10 protein-coding genes, 17 tRNA genes, 2 rRNA genes and 1 riboswitch are annotated in these 14,837 nt (G+C 50.5%); of the genes, 27 read left to right on the top strand and 2 right to left on the bottom strand.

What is annotated here, in order from left to right; translation table 11 throughout:
- The first annotated feature begins 13 nt into the window (after positions 1–13).
- The 4 genes from DVH26_RS32190 to DVH26_RS32175 all read left to right on the top strand — a co-directional run bounded on the left by DVH26_RS32190 (position 14) and on the right by DVH26_RS32175 (position 4,423).
- Positions 14–649, top strand: a complete 636-nt coding sequence (locus DVH26_RS32190; protein ID WP_239629515.1) for a DUF6677 family protein — start codon at positions 14–16, stop codon at positions 647–649.
- 28 nt (positions 650–677) lie between these two features.
- On the top strand, positions 678–1,931 hold the full coding sequence (locus DVH26_RS32185) for a DUF4097 family beta strand repeat-containing protein (RefSeq protein ID WP_239629513.1): 1,254 nt from the start codon (positions 678–680) through the stop codon (positions 1,929–1,931).
- A 104-nt stretch (positions 1,932–2,035) separates the two neighbouring features.
- Positions 2,036–2,473, top strand: coding sequence for a peroxide-responsive transcriptional repressor PerR (gene perR, locus DVH26_RS32180; protein ID WP_239629510.1), 438 nt, complete (start codon positions 2,036–2,038; stop codon positions 2,471–2,473).
- Between the two features lie 276 nt (positions 2,474–2,749).
- Positions 2,750–4,423, top strand: coding sequence for a glycosyl hydrolase family 18 protein (locus tag DVH26_RS32175; protein WP_239629507.1), 1,674 nt, complete (start codon positions 2,750–2,752; stop codon positions 4,421–4,423).
- 98 nt (positions 4,424–4,521) lie between these two features.
- Here the strand turns inward: DVH26_RS32175 and DVH26_RS32170 are convergent, their stop codons facing one another.
- A complete protein-coding gene (locus tag DVH26_RS32170) occupies positions 4,522–4,875 on the bottom strand; it encodes a DUF2614 family zinc ribbon-containing protein (RefSeq protein WP_239629504.1) in 354 nt (117 codons plus the stop codon).
- Between the two features lie 120 nt (positions 4,876–4,995).
- Here DVH26_RS32170 and DVH26_RS32165 point away from each other — a divergent pair, with 120 nt between their 5' ends.
- The 22 genes from DVH26_RS32165 (at position 4,996) to DVH26_RS32060 (ending at position 14,013) form a co-directional block, all read left to right on the top strand.
- Positions 4,996–5,865: a nucleotidyltransferase-like protein gene (locus DVH26_RS32165; RefSeq protein ID WP_239629501.1), complete on the top strand. Its 870-nt coding sequence runs from the start codon at positions 4,996–4,998 to the stop codon at positions 5,863–5,865.
- Between the two features lie 46 nt (positions 5,866–5,911).
- A riboswitch (TPP riboswitch) is annotated at positions 5,912–6,047 on the top strand.
- Positions 6,048–6,156: 109 nt separating this feature from the next.
- Positions 6,157–6,357: a sulfur carrier protein ThiS gene (thiS, locus tag DVH26_RS32160; RefSeq protein WP_239629498.1), complete on the top strand. Its 201-nt coding sequence runs from the start codon at positions 6,157–6,159 to the stop codon at positions 6,355–6,357.
- 53 nt (positions 6,358–6,410) lie between these two features.
- Positions 6,411–7,184 carry a thiazole synthase gene (locus tag DVH26_RS32155; RefSeq protein ID WP_239629496.1) on the top strand — a complete coding sequence of 258 codons (774 nt, stop codon included), beginning with the start codon at positions 6,411–6,413 and terminating at the stop codon, positions 7,182–7,184.
- A 433-nt stretch (positions 7,185–7,617) separates the two neighbouring features.
- Positions 7,618–9,150 (top strand): 16S ribosomal RNA (locus DVH26_RS32150).
- A gap of 317 nt (positions 9,151–9,467) precedes the next feature.
- Positions 9,468–12,389: ribosomal RNA gene (locus tag DVH26_RS32145) — 23S ribosomal RNA — on the top strand.
- Together the 16S and 23S rRNA genes with 17 tRNA genes alongside form the textbook arrangement of a ribosomal RNA operon.
- A 100-nt stretch (positions 12,390–12,489) precedes the next feature.
- A tRNA-Asn gene (locus DVH26_RS32140) sits at positions 12,490–12,565 on the top strand.
- 3 nt (positions 12,566–12,568) lie between these two features.
- A tRNA-Ser gene (locus DVH26_RS32135) sits at positions 12,569–12,657 on the top strand.
- 9 nt (positions 12,658–12,666) lie between these two features.
- Positions 12,667–12,741 (top strand) — tRNA-Glu (locus tag DVH26_RS32130).
- 18 nt (positions 12,742–12,759) lie between these two features.
- Positions 12,760–12,835, top strand: a tRNA-Val gene (locus DVH26_RS32125).
- A gap of 13 nt (positions 12,836–12,848) precedes the next feature.
- Positions 12,849–12,925: transfer RNA gene (locus DVH26_RS32120), tRNA-Met, on the top strand.
- Between the two features lie 15 nt (positions 12,926–12,940).
- Positions 12,941–13,017: transfer RNA gene (locus DVH26_RS32115), tRNA-Asp, on the top strand.
- A gap of 17 nt (positions 13,018–13,034) precedes the next feature.
- A tRNA-Phe gene (locus DVH26_RS32110) sits at positions 13,035–13,110 on the top strand.
- A 13-nt stretch (positions 13,111–13,123) separates the two neighbouring features.
- Positions 13,124–13,199, top strand: a tRNA-Thr gene (locus DVH26_RS32105).
- Between the two features lie 32 nt (positions 13,200–13,231).
- Positions 13,232–13,317 (top strand) — tRNA-Tyr (locus DVH26_RS32100).
- A gap of 7 nt (positions 13,318–13,324) precedes the next feature.
- Positions 13,325–13,398, top strand: a tRNA-Trp gene (locus DVH26_RS32095).
- A 13-nt stretch (positions 13,399–13,411) separates the two neighbouring features.
- A tRNA-His gene (locus DVH26_RS32090) sits at positions 13,412–13,487 on the top strand.
- 10 nt (positions 13,488–13,497) lie between these two features.
- Positions 13,498–13,569, top strand: a tRNA-Gln gene (locus tag DVH26_RS32085).
- Positions 13,570–13,577: 8 nt separating this feature from the next.
- A tRNA-Gly gene (locus tag DVH26_RS32080) sits at positions 13,578–13,652 on the top strand.
- A 9-nt stretch (positions 13,653–13,661) separates the two neighbouring features.
- Positions 13,662–13,735: transfer RNA gene (locus DVH26_RS32075), tRNA-Cys, on the top strand.
- A gap of 7 nt (positions 13,736–13,742) precedes the next feature.
- Positions 13,743–13,831, top strand: a tRNA-Leu gene (locus tag DVH26_RS32070).
- A gap of 20 nt (positions 13,832–13,851) precedes the next feature.
- Positions 13,852–13,928: transfer RNA gene (locus DVH26_RS32065), tRNA-Arg, on the top strand.
- A gap of 5 nt (positions 13,929–13,933) precedes the next feature.
- Positions 13,934–14,013, top strand: a tRNA-Leu gene (locus DVH26_RS32060).
- A gap of 86 nt (positions 14,014–14,099) precedes the next feature.
- Here the strand turns inward: DVH26_RS32060 and DVH26_RS32055 are convergent.
- Positions 14,100–14,321 carry a hypothetical protein gene (locus DVH26_RS32055; protein ID WP_239629494.1) on the bottom strand — a complete coding sequence of 74 codons (222 nt, stop codon included), beginning with the start codon at positions 14,319–14,321 and terminating at the stop codon, positions 14,100–14,102.
- A gap of 139 nt (positions 14,322–14,460) precedes the next feature.
- Between DVH26_RS32055 and DVH26_RS32050 the strand changes: the two genes are divergently transcribed.
- Complete coding sequence (locus tag DVH26_RS32050; protein ID WP_239629491.1) at positions 14,461–14,754, top strand: alpha/beta-type small acid-soluble spore protein; 294 nt, start codon at positions 14,461–14,463, stop codon at positions 14,752–14,754.
- Positions 14,755–14,837 lie beyond the last annotated feature (83 nt).

Genomic DNA, 14,837 nt, shown 5'->3' with positions numbered 1-14,837 from the left:
AGGTAAATGATATATGGAAGAGCAACGTAAGGACCCTTTGCGAAGTAACCCGGAGGAGGAGAGAGAGGATGCGTTTTTGCGGGAACGGATGGAGCGGTGGAGTCAGTCGGCGGGAACGAAGCAGCCTTTCGACCCGTTCCGGTCAACGCCGCGCAAGAGCAAGCTTGTAGCGTGCCTGCTATCCTTTCTGATCCCGGGCACAGGCCAGCTGTATTTAGGACAGATGCAGCGGGGCATGATGATCATGCTCGTTTTGATACTGGATATTTTTGCTATCGTGTTTTTTGCCACGCATTCGAATTCGAGCATTCCACTTATCGTATTGTTCTCTTTGTTTGTACCGGTTATTTATTTTTACAACATTTTCGACGCCCTCCAGCAAACCGATAGAGTGAACGGACAGTGGAGCGGTCCCTATTCCGATCCGTTAAGTGAAGCGGAGGCGGTGTTCAAGCCGGTAACCAGAAGAATGCCGAAAGGCAGCACGCTAGGTTATCTGCTCATTATCGGCGGGGTGTTTCTCTTTCTTGTCAGCAGCAAGCCTGATTGGCTGAACCGGATTTTTGATATGCTGGGTTCCTCCATCGGCGCCATACTGCTCATAGTCGTCGGCATCGTGCTGTTCTTAAGAGAATCGACCAAAAAATAAGCAGTGACCAAGAAAGGAGCTTTTGATCATGCGCAAAGCGGGTCGCTACACAGCCGCTCTATTGTTAATCTGTGTCGGCGCGGCGGTTATGGCAGATCAGTATATGGGGACGCAATGGACCTCTCTGCTGATAGAATGGTGGCCTGTACTGTTCGTCGCCTTGGGTATCGAATATATTCTTTTTAATATGAAGTACGGGGAGAGCGAGAAGCAGCTGAAGCTCGATGTAACCGGAGTGATATTTGCCGTTATTATATCCGCCGTTGTGATCGGCAGCACCCAATCTACAGCTACGATCCGCAACTGGTTCGGCAATCTGGACTTCGGTGACGCGATGCTGGCTATTACGGACGGAGAAGGCCGCAAGTTTGATCAAGGAACGACGGACATTCCTTTGGACGGGGGCATTGACCGCATCCAGGTCATCAATCCGTACGGAAGCGTCGTGATGAATCCGGGAAGCTCCGACAAGCTGCAAATTCAATCCATCGTTTATGTAGCGGTGCAGGATGAACAGAAGGCGAGCGAAATTGCTTCCCAGTCCAAGATCGAGCACAGCGTTCAAGGAAATAAACTGACGATTAAGGCCGAAGGCAAGGAATACGGACAAAGCTTCTGGGATCACCGCAAAGTGCGGACCGATATGATCATCAGTATCCCGGCTCAAGCATCGGTGAGCATGGATTTGGAATCTACCAACGGTAAGATTACGGCCGAGAAGCTGAAGTTCAAGGAAGAGCTGCAGGTCATCACCACTAACGGCCAAATCCAGCTGACTTCCGTTCAGGCGCCTCGATTGAATCTGGAATCTACCAACGCGCGTATTATTACTTCAGAAACGGCAGGAAAGATGAGACTGGAATCGACGAACGGCGGGATGGAGGTCACCAAGCATCAGGGGGACGTAGAAATTACGTCTACGAACGGCAGCTTGGCACTCAGTAATGTTAGCGGAGCGATGCAGGTCGAGACGACGAACGGCAGCATTCAGATCAAGGAAGCTCCGTCCGGCTTGAAAGCCAATACGACCAACGGCTCCGTCGAGGTGACGAGCCGAACCGTTAACGGGGAATGGGATATCGAGACGAATCATGGCAGCATTAACCTGTCTCTGCCGTCTAACGGAGATTATTCCGTCCATGGCGAAGGGGAGAAGGGGGCGATCCGCACTTCACTTCCGCTGCAAATCGATAAAGATTCGATCAAAGGGAACATCGGCAGCGGCAAGCACAAAATCGAATTGAATACTAACGGCTCGATTTCCATCCAAAAAGCGGATTAAGGCTGATATTTCGGGTGATTCAGGGCTCCCTTCATTGACAAATCGAAACCATGCCGCGTAAAATAAAACGATACCATTATGATCGGATTAGGCGGTGAGACAGCATGGATTCCCGATTGGAGCAAGCGTTATTTAAGCTGAAGACGACAGGCGTACGCATGACCCCGCAAAGACATGCTATTCTTGCCTATTTAATAAATACGATGGCGCACCCTTCGGCGGACGACATTTATAAGGCTCTGGCGCCCAAATTTCCAAGCATGAGCGTCGCTACGGTGTACAATAATTTGAAGGTATTTATTGAGGTCGGACTTGTACGCGAGATGACGTATGGCGATCATTCCAGCCGCTTCGATGCGGATATGTCGGAGCATTACCATGCCTTGTGCGAGGAATGCGGCAAGCTGGTCGATTTCTCTTACAAGCCGCTCGACGATTTGGAGCAGACGGCGGGAAGAGAGACCGGTTTTGTAGTAAAAAGCCATCGTGTTGAAGTCTATGGGATTTGCTCGGACTGTGCGTCTGTCAAACAAGCGAGATAACAATCACTTGCCCATGAAGTGAGCTTTGCCGAAGCAAAGCTTTGAGGTCACTCATTTTGAAGTGAATCCGTTATTAATTTTTCTCATTGGAATGCTCAGCATAATGTAAGGTATAATGGACGTGCCTGAGGTCAACTTGTCGTACAAGTGGCTTTTGGTACGTCTTTTTTGCTAGAATAATACAGAGATTAATAGAGTCACCATAGGAGTGAAACAATGGCATTAGATCATATGACGAACAGAGCTCGAAGAAGATCAAGGAAGTGGCCCCTGTGGATGTCATTATTCGCCGTTATTTTGGGTGCCGCGGTGGTTTTGTACTGGAATGAATACGTCCCTACCCGCAAGCATGAGGATCCCTCGTTCGACGGAATGACGAAGCCGATCTTCTATCAAGGCGCTATGCTCGCTAAGCCGGCGGAAGGCAAGGATGAGAGCTTGAAGCTGCCGTTCGAGATCGTGAAGGAAATTGTCGATCCGGCTATGATCTATGAAGAGTCCAGCGACTCCACGATTATTACGACGGAAGATAAAGTGGTGCGGTTAAGAACGAGCCAATTGACCGGCTTGATCAACGAGAAGCCGTTTTCGCTGAAGTTTCCTCTCGTCAAAGCAAACGGAATTTTGTATTTGCCTATAGACCCGCTGAAGCAGCTTTACCGGATTGATCTCCGGGAATCGCAGGATACCGGCGCTGTTCTCCTTTTCAAGGAAGGAGAGACGATACGATGGGGCAAGGCGATCTCTTATCCGAAGAAACCGGAAAAGACCGTTGCTCTGCGTAAAGAGCCTTCAATTAAATCTCCGATTCTCGTAGATTTGAAGCAGGAGCAGGAGGTCATCATCTGGTCTGAGGAGCCGGAATGGTATAGAGTGCAGCTCCCGAACGGTTATATGGGCTATGTGAAGAAAGACCAGCTGACAGAGGAGCGTACCGAGACCATTCCGAAGCAGGAGCTGCCCCCGAGCTTTGTTGTGCAGAAGCCGGCCGGAGGGAAGATCAATCTCACCTGGGAGCAGGTTGCTGCGAAAAATCCGGACACAACCAAGATTCCAGCTATGCCCGGTGTCAATGTCGTCAGTCCGACCTGGTTTCATATCGATGACGGCCAAGGGAATTTGAAGAACATCGCCGACCCTGCCTATGTAAAATGGGCGCACAGCCAAAATTACCAGGTATGGGGGCTGTTCAGCAACGGATTCGAGCCCAAACGGACGACCGAAGCGCTATCCACGTACGATAAACGGATGAAAATGATCAAGCAGCTGCTAAGCTACGCTCAAATGTACTCATTGCAAGGAATCAACATCGACTTTGAGAATGTGTACACGAAGGACAAGGAAAATCTCGTTCAATTCGTCAGGGAAATGACGCCGCTAATGCACGAGCAGGGCCTGATTGTTTCGATGGCCGTAACGCCGAAATCGGACAGTGAAATGTGGTCTGCATTTATTGATAGAAAAGCACTCATAGATTCTTTAGATTATATGATGATCATGGCGTACGACGAATTTTGGGCGGCGAGCCCGATAGCGGGTTCCGTAGCTTCCTTGCCTTGGGTGGAGAAGCATTTGGTCAAAATGATGAAGGAGGACAATATTCCTCCCGATAAGTTTATTCTGGGGGTTCCTTTCTACACGAGAGTATGGACCGAAGAAATGGTGGACGGCAAGAAGAAGGTAAGCTCCCGATCGGTATTTATGGACAATCCGCAGAGGACGATCAAGGAGAAGAATTTGACTCCCGTCTTTCAGCCCGATACCGGCCAAAACTATGTAGAATACAAGGACGGAGACAAGCTGATCAAAATATGGATCGAAGACGAAGTTTCGATGAAAGCGCGCATGGACCTGATCAAAAAATACAATTTGGCGGGAGTCGCTTCCTGGAGAAGAGGCTACGAGAATCCGGCTATTTGGGATTTGATCCGCGATGAGTTAAAGCCGTAAGCTAGTCACCTTTAGCTGCTATAACAAAAGAAAACTGGCCGTTTCATGCCTTAGGGCAAGGAGCGGGCCAGTTTTTTCATTTTTACCGGAGGATGGAATTAAGGATTAGTCATTGTATTGGCATCCGGATCGTGCTTAGGGTCAAGCGACAAGATCGTTCTGCAGAACATGCAGCGGTCGGTTTTTCCGATGATTTTCGTCGGCTTGCCGCATTCCGGACACTCCACCACGGTGGTGCTTGTAGACATCATACCCGCCCAGAAATATACGGCCATGCTGGCCAGCATCGATATGGCGCCGAACACCATGAATATGCCCGCCATAATTTTGCCGACAGCTCCCCAATTAAATACAATCCCGGCCAAGCCTACGATCATGAGCAGCATGCCGCCCATGGTCAACAGCAGTCCCCATAACCGGAACTCGTTGACTTTACTGGATCTGAATCTCATTTGCTGTCACTTCTTTCCTTAATAAATTGTGATATTTGTCACGAAACCGATGCAGGAAACCGCCTACTTGTGTAGAAATAAAGATGTAATATGTGTAACGAATTATAGGGGGCTGCAACGATGAATGCCTTAAAGGAACAACGGGTTGACAGGCTCCGGGAAGATGAAGCAGTCATCAGTGTATTGGCGGTGGACAATCCGTCGTTGTTCTCTGCTGTTACGGACGGATTCGATCTCCTGTTGCTTGTCATTGCCGATAAAGGCGTGCAAACCGATCAACAGTATCATTATATAAAAGACAACTGCCGTATACAAGAAAGATGGATAGATCCTAATGCACTTCATAGCTTCATTTTGCACGGAGAGCACCGAAACTTGATCTACTGGATCTTAAAAGGAGAGATTCTTCTGGATCGAAACACGTATTTAGAAGGCTTGCGGCATCGCATGCTGGAGTTTCCTTCCGATATGCGTGAGCAGAAACTGATGATCGAGTTTTCCAAGTTTTTGCGAAAATATTCCGAGAGCAAGGAGCACGTGCTGGAGGATCATTTGCTTGATGCCTATAATAATATTTTGGAAGCTCTGCACCACTATGCAAGAATTGTTATTATAGAAGCGGGCATTCATCCGGAAATTACGGTGTGGAAGCAGGTCAGAACGATCAATCCCGGAGTGTACAAGCTGTACGAAGAGCTCACGCAAAGCAATGAAACGCTGAAGCAAAGAGTGCAGCTGGTCCTCCTTGCCTGTGAGTTTTCCGTCATGTCCAAGATGGAGCGCTGCTGTAAAGTGCTGCTGTCCGTGCTAACGAGCCGTGAAGAGGCTTGGAGTCTTCATGATCTTCAGCAATGCGACGAGCTGTCCGAGGTACGGTTTGAGCTGCCTTTCATTTTGAACAAGCTGGTGAAGAAGTCCTTGACGAAGGAAGTTATCCATACGCAGGACGAGGAAGCGTCGGTGTTGGAGGTTCGTTACACAGCAAGGTAATAATGCGGGACAAAGCCATTGATTTCTGCTATAATCAAAATAATTGAATAGCCACTAGGGGAGCCCTATTATGCGGGGCTGAGAAAAGGAAGCAGAATTCCTTGACCCTTGGAACCTGATTATGCATGGGAATAACCCATGTTCTGGATGATGCCAGCGTAGGGAAGTGGACGAACGGTAACTGTGCTGTATTCAGTATAATTACGTCAAGTCAACTCCTTATCGCGGGTTGGCTTTTTTTTGTGTTTGACGTGTGTTTACACTTTTCTATAGAAAGCGGGGTGCATCATTATGAAGCTGACCATTAACGGAGAGGCGCGCGAGCTGCCCGACGTTTCTACCATTTCCGATCTGCTGGTTGCTTTCAAGCTGGAGTCCAAAATTTTGGTCATTGAGCTGAATCGGGAAATTATCGAACGTTCTTCTTATTCCGACACTTTGCTGCACGATGGCGATTCGCTGGAGATCGTTCATTTTGTAGGCGGAGGCTAAGCGTCTTCTCCTTGAAGCAGGATTTCTAGAATGAATATATGGAGGCATTAATAATGAGCGACGTATTAAAAATTGGTCCTTATGAATTTAAGTCACGTTTACTTCTTGGCACGGGGAAATTTTCCGATCTGAATATTCAGAGTCAAGCCGTCCAAGCGTCCGAGTCCGAGATACTGACCTTCGCGATCCGCCGTCTTCCTATAGACAACCCCGAAGCTCCGAACTTTCTGGAGACATTGGATTTGAAAAAGTTCACTCTGCTTCCGAACACGGCAGGCGCTTATACGGTTGAAGAAGCTGTACGGATTGCCAAGCTGGCGAAAGCGTCCGGCTTATGCGATATGATTAAAGTCGAAGTTATCGGTGACCCGAAAACCCTGCTGCCTGATCCAATCGGCACGCTGGAGGCGACTAAAATACTGGTTGACCTCGGATTCATCGTTCTGCCCTATACCTCGGACGATCCGATCCTTGCGCGTAAGCTGCAGGAAGCAGGCGCTGCCGCAGTCATGCCGGGAGCGTCGCCTATCGGCTCGGGCCAAGGGATTGCGAATCCGAATCAGCTTCGCTTTATTATTGAAGAAGCTAAGGTTCCTGTTATTGTCGATGCGGGAATCGGCGGTCCTGCCGACGCGGCGCTAGCTATGGAGCTGGGAGCTGACGGCGTGCTCCTCAATACGGCCGTGGCCGGAGCTCAAGACCCTGTGCTGATGGCGGAGGCGTTCAAGCTGGCCGTTATGGCCGGCCGCAAAGGGTTCCAGGCCGGACGTATTCCGAAAAAACGCTACGCATCCGCTAGCAGCCCTGTTGAAGGAATGATTGAATAAATAGTTTCCTGGTTATTAATGAGCATGGCCTTTTTATGGCTGTGCTCTTTTGATTGTTCGACCGTTCCAGTGTCGTAGATTTATATTGAAAAATAGACTTGACTTTGTGTAGTCTGCTATGATACATTAGTCCTCGCCGCTAAAAACGGCATGCACATTATGAATCGATATCAAGCATTGGTTGAAAAAGGAAATAAAAAAATGCTTGCATTAAGATAGGCGAATGTGTTATATTATAAAGGTCGCTGCTAAACACGGTGACAACAAATGACAAAGAGTAAACTTCAGTCGAAGTTGCACGAAATGTCAGAGATATTGTCCTTTGAAAACTGAACAACGAGTGAGTGTTAAAATAGAGAATGCAAATTCTCGCTAGCATTGAATTTTGAGCTTAAGACAAGCTCTGTTATACGGTCGCTTCGGCGACACTTTAATAATGGAGAGTTTGATCCTGGCTCAGGACGAACGCTGGCGGCGTGCCTAATACATGCAAGTCGAGCGGTCCCTTCGGGGATAGCGGCGGACGGGTGAGTAACACGTAGGCAACCTGCCTGCAAGACCGGGATAACTATCGGAAACGATAGCTAAGACCGGATAGCTGGTTTCCTCGCATGAGGGAATCATGAAACACGGGGCAACCTGTGGCTTGCAGATGGGCCTGCGGCGCATTAGCTAGTTGGTAGGGTAATGGCCTACCAAGGCGACGATGCGTAGCCGACCTGAGAGGGTGATCGGCCACACTGGGACTGAGACACGGCCCAGACTCCTACGGGAGGCAGCAGTAGGGAATCTTCCGCAATGGACGCAAGTCTGACGGAGCAACGCCGCGTGAGTGATGAAGGTTTTCGGATCGTAAAGCTCTGTTGCCAGGGAAGAACGCCATGGGGAGTAACTGCCCTGTGGGTGACGGTACCTGAGAAGAAAGCCCCGGCTAACTACGTGCCAGCAGCCGCGGTAATACGTAGGGGGCAAGCGTTGTCCGGAATTATTGGGCGTAAAGCGCGCGCAGGCGGTCATTTAAGTTTGGTGTTTAAGCCCGGGGCTCAACCCCGGATCGCACTGAAAACTGGATGACTTGAGTGCGGGAGAGGAAAGTGGAATTCCACGTGTAGCGGTGAAATGCGTAGAGATGTGGAGGAACACCAGTGGCGAAGGCGACTTTCTGGACCGTAACTGACGCTGAGGCGCGAAAGCGTGGGGAGCAAACAGGATTAGATACCCTGGTAGTCCACGCCGTAAACGATGAGTGCTAGGTGTTAGGGGTTTCGATACCCTTGGTGCCGAAGTAAACACAGTAAGCACTCCGCCTGGGGAGTACGCTCGCAAGAGTGAAACTCAAAGGAATTGACGGGGACCCGCACAAGCAGTGGAGTATGTGGTTTAATTCGAAGCAACGCGAAGAACCTTACCAGGTCTTGACATCTGGGTGAAACGTCTAGAGATAGACGCCCTCTTCGGAGCACCCAAGACAGGTGGTGCATGGTTGTCGTCAGCTCGTGTCGTGAGATGTTGGGTTAAGTCCCGCAACGAGCGCAACCCTTGACTTTAGTTGCCAGCATTGAGTTGGGCACTCTAGAGTGACTGCCGGTGACAAACCGGAGGAAGGCGGGGATGACGTCAAATCATCATGCCCCTTATGACCTGGGCTACACACGTACTACAATGGCCGGTACAACGGGAAGCGAAGCCGCGAGGTGAAGCCAATCCTTAGAAGCCGGTCTCAGTTCGGATTGCAGGCTGCAACTCGCCTGCATGAAGTCGGAATTGCTAGTAATCGCGGATCAGCATGCCGCGGTGAATACGTTCCCGGGTCTTGTACACACCGCCCGTCACACCACGAGAGTTTACAACACCCGAAGTCGGTGGGGTAACCGCAAGGAGCCAGCCGCCGAAGGTGGGGTAGATGATTGGGGTGAAGTCGTAACAAGGTAGCCGTATCGGAAGGTGCGGCTGGATCACCTCCTTTCTATGGAGTCCATGATGACTGTAGGTCATCGGACATAAAGCAGTGTTTAACTGCAAACTAACACTCTCCTCGTTGTTCAGTTTTGAGAGGGTAATGGTCCCCAAAAAGTGAAGAGAAGCGCTGTAGCGTATTCCGATTACTTTCCGGGGTGCCCCAAAACCATCTCAAAACACGCTGACAACTGACATGGCTTTGCCAGTGTAACAGTTGCAGACTTGTTCCTTGAAAACTAGATACTGAAACAGTTGTAACTGTTTGATCCGTGAAACGATCACAGTTATCAATAAATGCGTAGAGCAAACAAAGTGTATTAGCAAGGTTAAGCTAATAAGAGCACACGGAGGATGCCTAGGCACTAGGAGCCGAAGAAGGACGTGGCGAACGACGATATCGCCTCGGGGAGCCGTAAGCAGGCATTGATCCGGGGATGTCCGAATGGGGGAACCCAGCTGAGGTAATTCTCAGTTACTCACATCTGAATACATAGGATGTGCAGAGGCATACGAGGGGAACTGAAACATCTAAGTACCCTCAGGAGAAGAAAACAAAAGTGATTCCGTCAGTAGCGGCGAGCGAAAGCGGAACAGCCCAAACCAGAGGGCTTGCCCTCTGGGGTTGTGGGACGTCAATGTGCGAAAAGTTGGTTAGGCGAAGCAGTCTGGAAAGGCTCACCATAGAGGGTAACAGTCCTGTAGCTAAAAGCCAACGTATCGCTAGACGGATCCCGAGTACCGCGAGACACGTGAAACCTCGTGGGAAGCAGGCAGGACCATCTGCCAAGGCTAAATACTCCCTAGTGACCGATAGTGAAGCAGTACCGTGAGGGAAAGGTGAAAAGAACCGCGGGAGCGGAGTGAAATAGAACCTGAAACCGTGTGCTTACAAGAAGTCAGAGCCCGTTCATGGGTGATGGCGTGCCTTTTGTAGAATGAACCGGCGAGTTACGTTCCCGTGCAAGGTTAAGGTGAGAAGCCGAAGCCGCAGCGAAAGCGAGTCTGAATAGGGCGAATGAGTACGTGGGCGTAGACCCGAAACCGTGTGATCTACCCCTGTCCAGGGTGAAGGTGCGGTAACACGCACTGGAGGCCCGAACCCACGAATGTTGAAAAATTCGGGGATGAGGTGGGGGTAGCGGAGAAATTCCAATCGAACTCGGAGATAGCTGGTTCTCCCCGAAATAGCTTTAGGGCTAGCCTCGGGAGATGAGTAGTGGAGGTAAAGCACTGATTGGGTGCGGGGCCCGCCAAGGGTTACCAAGTCCAGTCAAACTCTGAATGCCACATACTTTATCCCGGGAGTCAGACAGTGAGTGCTAAGATCCATTGTCAAGAGGGAAACAGCCCAGACCATCAGCTAAGGTCCCCAAGTGTGTGTTAAGTGGGAAAGGATGTGGAGTTGCGCAGACAACCAGGATGTTGGCTTAGAAGCAGCCACCATTGAAAGAGTGCGTAATAGCTCACTGGTCGAGTGACTCTGCGCCGAAAATGTAACGGGGCTAAACACGCCACCGAAGCTATGGATTGCAGATGATGAATCTGCTCTGGTAGGGGAGCGTTGTATGTAGGTTGAAGGTCGATCGTAAGGACGGCTGGACAGCATACAAGTGAGAATGCCGGTATGAGTAACGAAAAGACAAGTGAGAATCTTGTCCGCCGAAAGCCTAAGGGTTCCTGAGGAAGGCTCGTCCGCTCAGGGTAAGTCGGGACCTAAGGCGAGGCCGAAAGGCGTAGTCGAAGGACAACAGGTTGATATTCCTGTACCACCGTGAACCGTTATGAGCAATGGGGTGACGCAGAAGGATAGTGACGCGGGCTGATGGATGCCCGTCCAAGCAGAGAGGCTGATGTGTAGGCAAATCCGCACATCGTAAGGCTGGTCTGTGATGGGGAGCGAAAATTACAGTAGCGAAGGTCATGAGTTCAGGCTGCCAAGAAAAGCCTCTAGCCAGGGAGAAGGTGCCCGTACCGCAAACCGACACAGGTAGGCGAGCAGAGCATGCTAAGGCGCGCGGAAGAACTCTCGTTAAGGAACTCGGCAAAATGACCCCGTAACTTCGGGAGAAGGGGTGCCTCGGTAGGGTGAATAGCCCGAGGGGGCCGCAGTGAAAAGGCCCAAGCGACTGTTTAGCAAAAACACAGGTCTGTGCGAAGCCGCAAGGCGAAGTATACGGGCTGACGCCTGCCCGGTGCTGGAAGGTTAAGGGGAGTGGTTAGGGGTAACCCGAAGCTATGAACCGAAGCCCCAGTAAACGGCGGCCGTAACTATAACGGTCCTAAGGTAGCGAAATTCCTTGTCAGGTAAATTCTGACCCGCACGAATGGCGTAACGACTTGGGCGCTGTCTCAACGAGAGATCCGGTGAAATTTTAATACCTGTGAAGATGCAGGTTACCCGCGACAAGACGGAAAGACCCCATGGAGCTTTACTGCAGCTTGATATTGGACTTTGGTACGATCTGTACAGGATAGGTGGGAGCCTGAGAAGCATGAGCGCCAGCTTGTGTGGAGGCGACGTTGGGATACCACCCTGATCGTATCGGAGTTCTAACCCGCGGCCGTGAACCGGTCGGGGAACAGTGTCAGGTGGGCAGTTTGACTGGGGCGGTCGCCTCCTAAAAAGTAACGGAGGCGCCCCAAGGTTCCCTCAGAATGGTTGGAAATCATTCGAAGAGTGCAAAGGCATAAGGGAGCTTGACTGCGAGACAAACAGGTCGAGCAGGGACGAAAGTCGGGCTTAGTGATCCGGTGGTACCGAATGGAAGGGCCATCGCTCAACGGATAAAAGCTACCCTGGGGATAACAGGCTTATCTCCCCCAAGAGTCCACATCGACGGGGAGGTTTGGCACCTCGATGTCGGCTCATCGCATCCTGGGGCTGAAGTAGGTCCCAAGGGTTGGGCTGTTCGCCCATTAAAGCGGTACGCGAGCTGGGTTCAGAACGTCGTGAGACAGTTCGGTCCCTATCTGTCGTGGGCGTAGGAAATTTGAGAGGAGCTGTCCTTAGTACGAGAGGACCGGGATGGACGTACCGCTGGTGTACCAGTTGTTCCGCCAGGAGCACGGCTGGATAGCTACGTACGGACGGGATAAGCGCTGAAAGCATCTAAGCGTGAAGCCCCCCTCAAGATGAGATTTCCCAGTATGTAAGACCCCTTGAAGACGACGAGGTAGATAGGTTCGGGGTGGAAGCACGGCAACGTGTGGAGCTGACGAATACTAATCGGTCGAGGGCTTATCCAATGATCTGCCATACGAAGTATGGTCAGAGATGCAGTACACTTGCTCATTACACGCATCGTTTCGTATCTAGTTTTCAAGGAATAAACCTTGAACTAAATATTCCCTGATAGCTCAGTTGGTAGAGCACTCGACTGTTAATCGAGTTGTCACAGGTTCGAGTCCTGTTCGGGGAGCCACATGGAGAGGTGTCCGAGTTGGCCGAAGGAGCACGATTGGAAATCGTGTAGGCGTCACAAGCGTCTCGAGGGTTCGAATCCCTCTCTCTCCGTAGCAGTAAGGCCCGTTGGTCAAGGGGTTAAGACACCTCCCTTTCACGGAGGTAACAGGGGTTCGAATCCCCTACGGGTCACCACTATTTCCCATATATTATGGAGGCTTAGCTCAGCTGGGAGAGCATCTGCCTTACAAGCAGAGGGTCGGCGGTTCGATCCCGTCAGCCTCCACCATATAGTACAACGACGCGGGGTGGAGCAGCCCGGTAGCTCGTCGGGCTCATAACCCGAAGGCCGCAGGTTCAAATCCTGCCCCCGCAACCAATTTTCTTCTAGTGTGGAGCCGTGGTGTAGAGGCCTAACATGCCTGCCTGTCACGCAGGAGACCGCGGGTTCGAATCCCGTCGGCTCCGCCATTTTAACAATTTTATAAGGCTCGGTAGCTCAGTCGGTAGAGCAGAGGACTGAAAATCCTCGTGTCGGCGGTTCGATTCCGTCCCGAGCCACCATGTAAGTTTACATGCCGTTGTAGCTCAATTGGTAGAGCAACTGACTTGTAATCAGTAGGTTGGGGGTTCAAGTCCTCTCGACGGCACCATTGCTTTCTTAGTAAAGCGTTGAGTTGAATATGGAGGCTTAGCGAAGTGGCCAAACGCAGCAGACTGTAAATCTGTTCTCTGACGAGTTCGGTGGTTCGAATCCATCAGCCTCCACCATTTTTATAGGGGCATAGTTTAAAGGTAGAACAAAGGTCTCCAAAACCTTTGGTGTGGGTTCGATTCCTGCTGCCCCTGCCAATAAACTTTTGTGGCGGTCGTGGCGAAGGGGTTAACGCACTGGTCTGTGGCTCCAGCATTCGTGGGTTCAAGTCCCATCGATCGCCCCATCTTTCTTAATGGGGATTAGCCAAGCGGTAAGGCAACGGACTTTGACTCCGTCATGCCTAGGTTCGAATCCTAGATCCCCAGTATTACATGCGGAAGTGGCTCAGCGGTAGAGCATCGCCTTGCCAAGGCGAGGGTCGCGGGTTCGATTCCCGTCTTCCGCTCCATAATTACCTGGCGCCATAGCCAAGTGGTAAGGCAGAGCTCTGCAAAAGCTTTACCCCCAGTTCGAGTCTGGGTGGCGCCTCCATCTTTACGCCGGAGTGGCGGAATCGGCAGACGCACAGGACTTAAAATCCTGCGGTAGGTGACTACCGTACCAGTTCAAGTCTGGTCTTCGGCACCACAGTAACAACTATATAATATGTGCCCTTAGCTCAGCTGGATAGAGCGTTTGACTACGAATCAAAAGGTCAGGAGTTCGAATCTCTTAGGGCACGCCATACTAGCCGGTGTGGCGGAATTGGCAGACGCGCGCGACTCAAAATCGTGAGGGAAACCGTGGGGGTTCGAGTCCCTTCACCGGCATACAAAAGACCAAGAATATTCTTGGTCTTTTTTGTTTTCGTATTATGCTGCCAAACTGCACTGCATGATTAAGCTCTCTAAGCTCTCTACAATCGGGCGTAATATTGATTCAAGGAATCCAATATTTCCTCGCAATAGGCCGTCTCCTCTTCGCTGTTCGATTCAGAAGAGTCGTCCTTTTGAATCTGCTCGAAACGTTGAACCAATGCATCGGTAACGAATTCGGCACTAACTCCGTAATGCTTGATAATGGCAAATAATCCATCCAGGTTCTCATGGTTATCTATGATTTCAGATAAGTGGCTCATTGTTAATCCTCCCGTTCGTATTAAGGTGATGGCCCTTCGTTAGTGTTCTCGTGAAGAAATCATTTTATGTAGAGTATAGTGTCAGGCTCAAGCGCTCATTCTATAAATAATCTGCAGACATAAGGGATGGTGCTCAAGCATGGCTAGAAGAAGGAGCAGTAACAGGTTAGTCGTTCCTAACGCATCTCAAGGCGTGGAACGGTTCAAGGCAGAGGTCATGAAGCAGCAAGGGTACACGGTCAATGTGAACAGGCCGGAGGACGTAAAGTATGAAGTAGCCCGTTCCTTAGGGATCCCTCTACAGTCGGGAAGCAATGGACAGCTAACTACGGAGCAAGCGGGTAAAATCGGCGGCCAAATTGGCGGATCGATGGTACGCGAAATGATCCGCATGGCGCAGCAGAAGCTGCTGGAAAACCAAAGCAGAACATAAGGCTGACCAACAAGAAAGAGCCTGGCGTGACAGCCAGACTCTTTTTTTATGCAAAAACAGAAAACAAACAAAAGCTAGTCGCG

Origin of the sequence: Paenibacillus sp. H1-7 (assembly GCF_022354825.1) — a bacterium.
Lineage (GTDB): Bacteria > Bacillota > Bacilli > Paenibacillales > NBRC-103111 > Paenibacillus_S.
This window is presented reverse-complemented; position numbering and strand designations above follow the sequence as displayed.

Excerpts from the sequence above, each read along its gene's own strand:
- DVH26_RS32190 (WP_239629515.1), top strand. The coding sequence starts at position 14 with ATGGAAGAGCAACGTAAGGACCCTTTGCGAAGTAACCCGGAGGAGGAG.
- DVH26_RS32185 (WP_239629513.1), top strand. The coding sequence starts at position 678 with ATGCGCAAAGCGGGTCGCTACACAGCCGCTCTATTGTTAATCTGTGTC.
- perR (WP_239629510.1), top strand. The coding sequence starts at position 2,036 with ATGGATTCCCGATTGGAGCAAGCGTTATTTAAGCTGAAGACGACAGGC.
- DVH26_RS32175 (WP_239629507.1), top strand. The coding sequence starts at position 2,750 with ATGTCATTATTCGCCGTTATTTTGGGTGCCGCGGTGGTTTTGTACTGG.
- DVH26_RS32170 (WP_239629504.1), bottom strand. The coding sequence starts at position 4,875 with ATGAGATTCAGATCCAGTAAAGTCAACGAGTTCCGGTTATGGGGACTG.
- DVH26_RS32165 (WP_239629501.1), top strand. The coding sequence starts at position 4,996 with ATGAATGCCTTAAAGGAACAACGGGTTGACAGGCTCCGGGAAGATGAA.
- thiS (WP_239629498.1), top strand. The coding sequence starts at position 6,157 with ATGAAGCTGACCATTAACGGAGAGGCGCGCGAGCTGCCCGACGTTTCT.
- DVH26_RS32155 (WP_239629496.1), top strand. The coding sequence starts at position 6,411 with ATGAGCGACGTATTAAAAATTGGTCCTTATGAATTTAAGTCACGTTTA.
- DVH26_RS32055 (WP_239629494.1), bottom strand. The coding sequence starts at position 14,321 with ATGAGCCACTTATCTGAAATCATAGATAACCATGAGAACCTGGATGGA.
- DVH26_RS32050 (WP_239629491.1), top strand. The coding sequence starts at position 14,461 with ATGGCTAGAAGAAGGAGCAGTAACAGGTTAGTCGTTCCTAACGCATCT.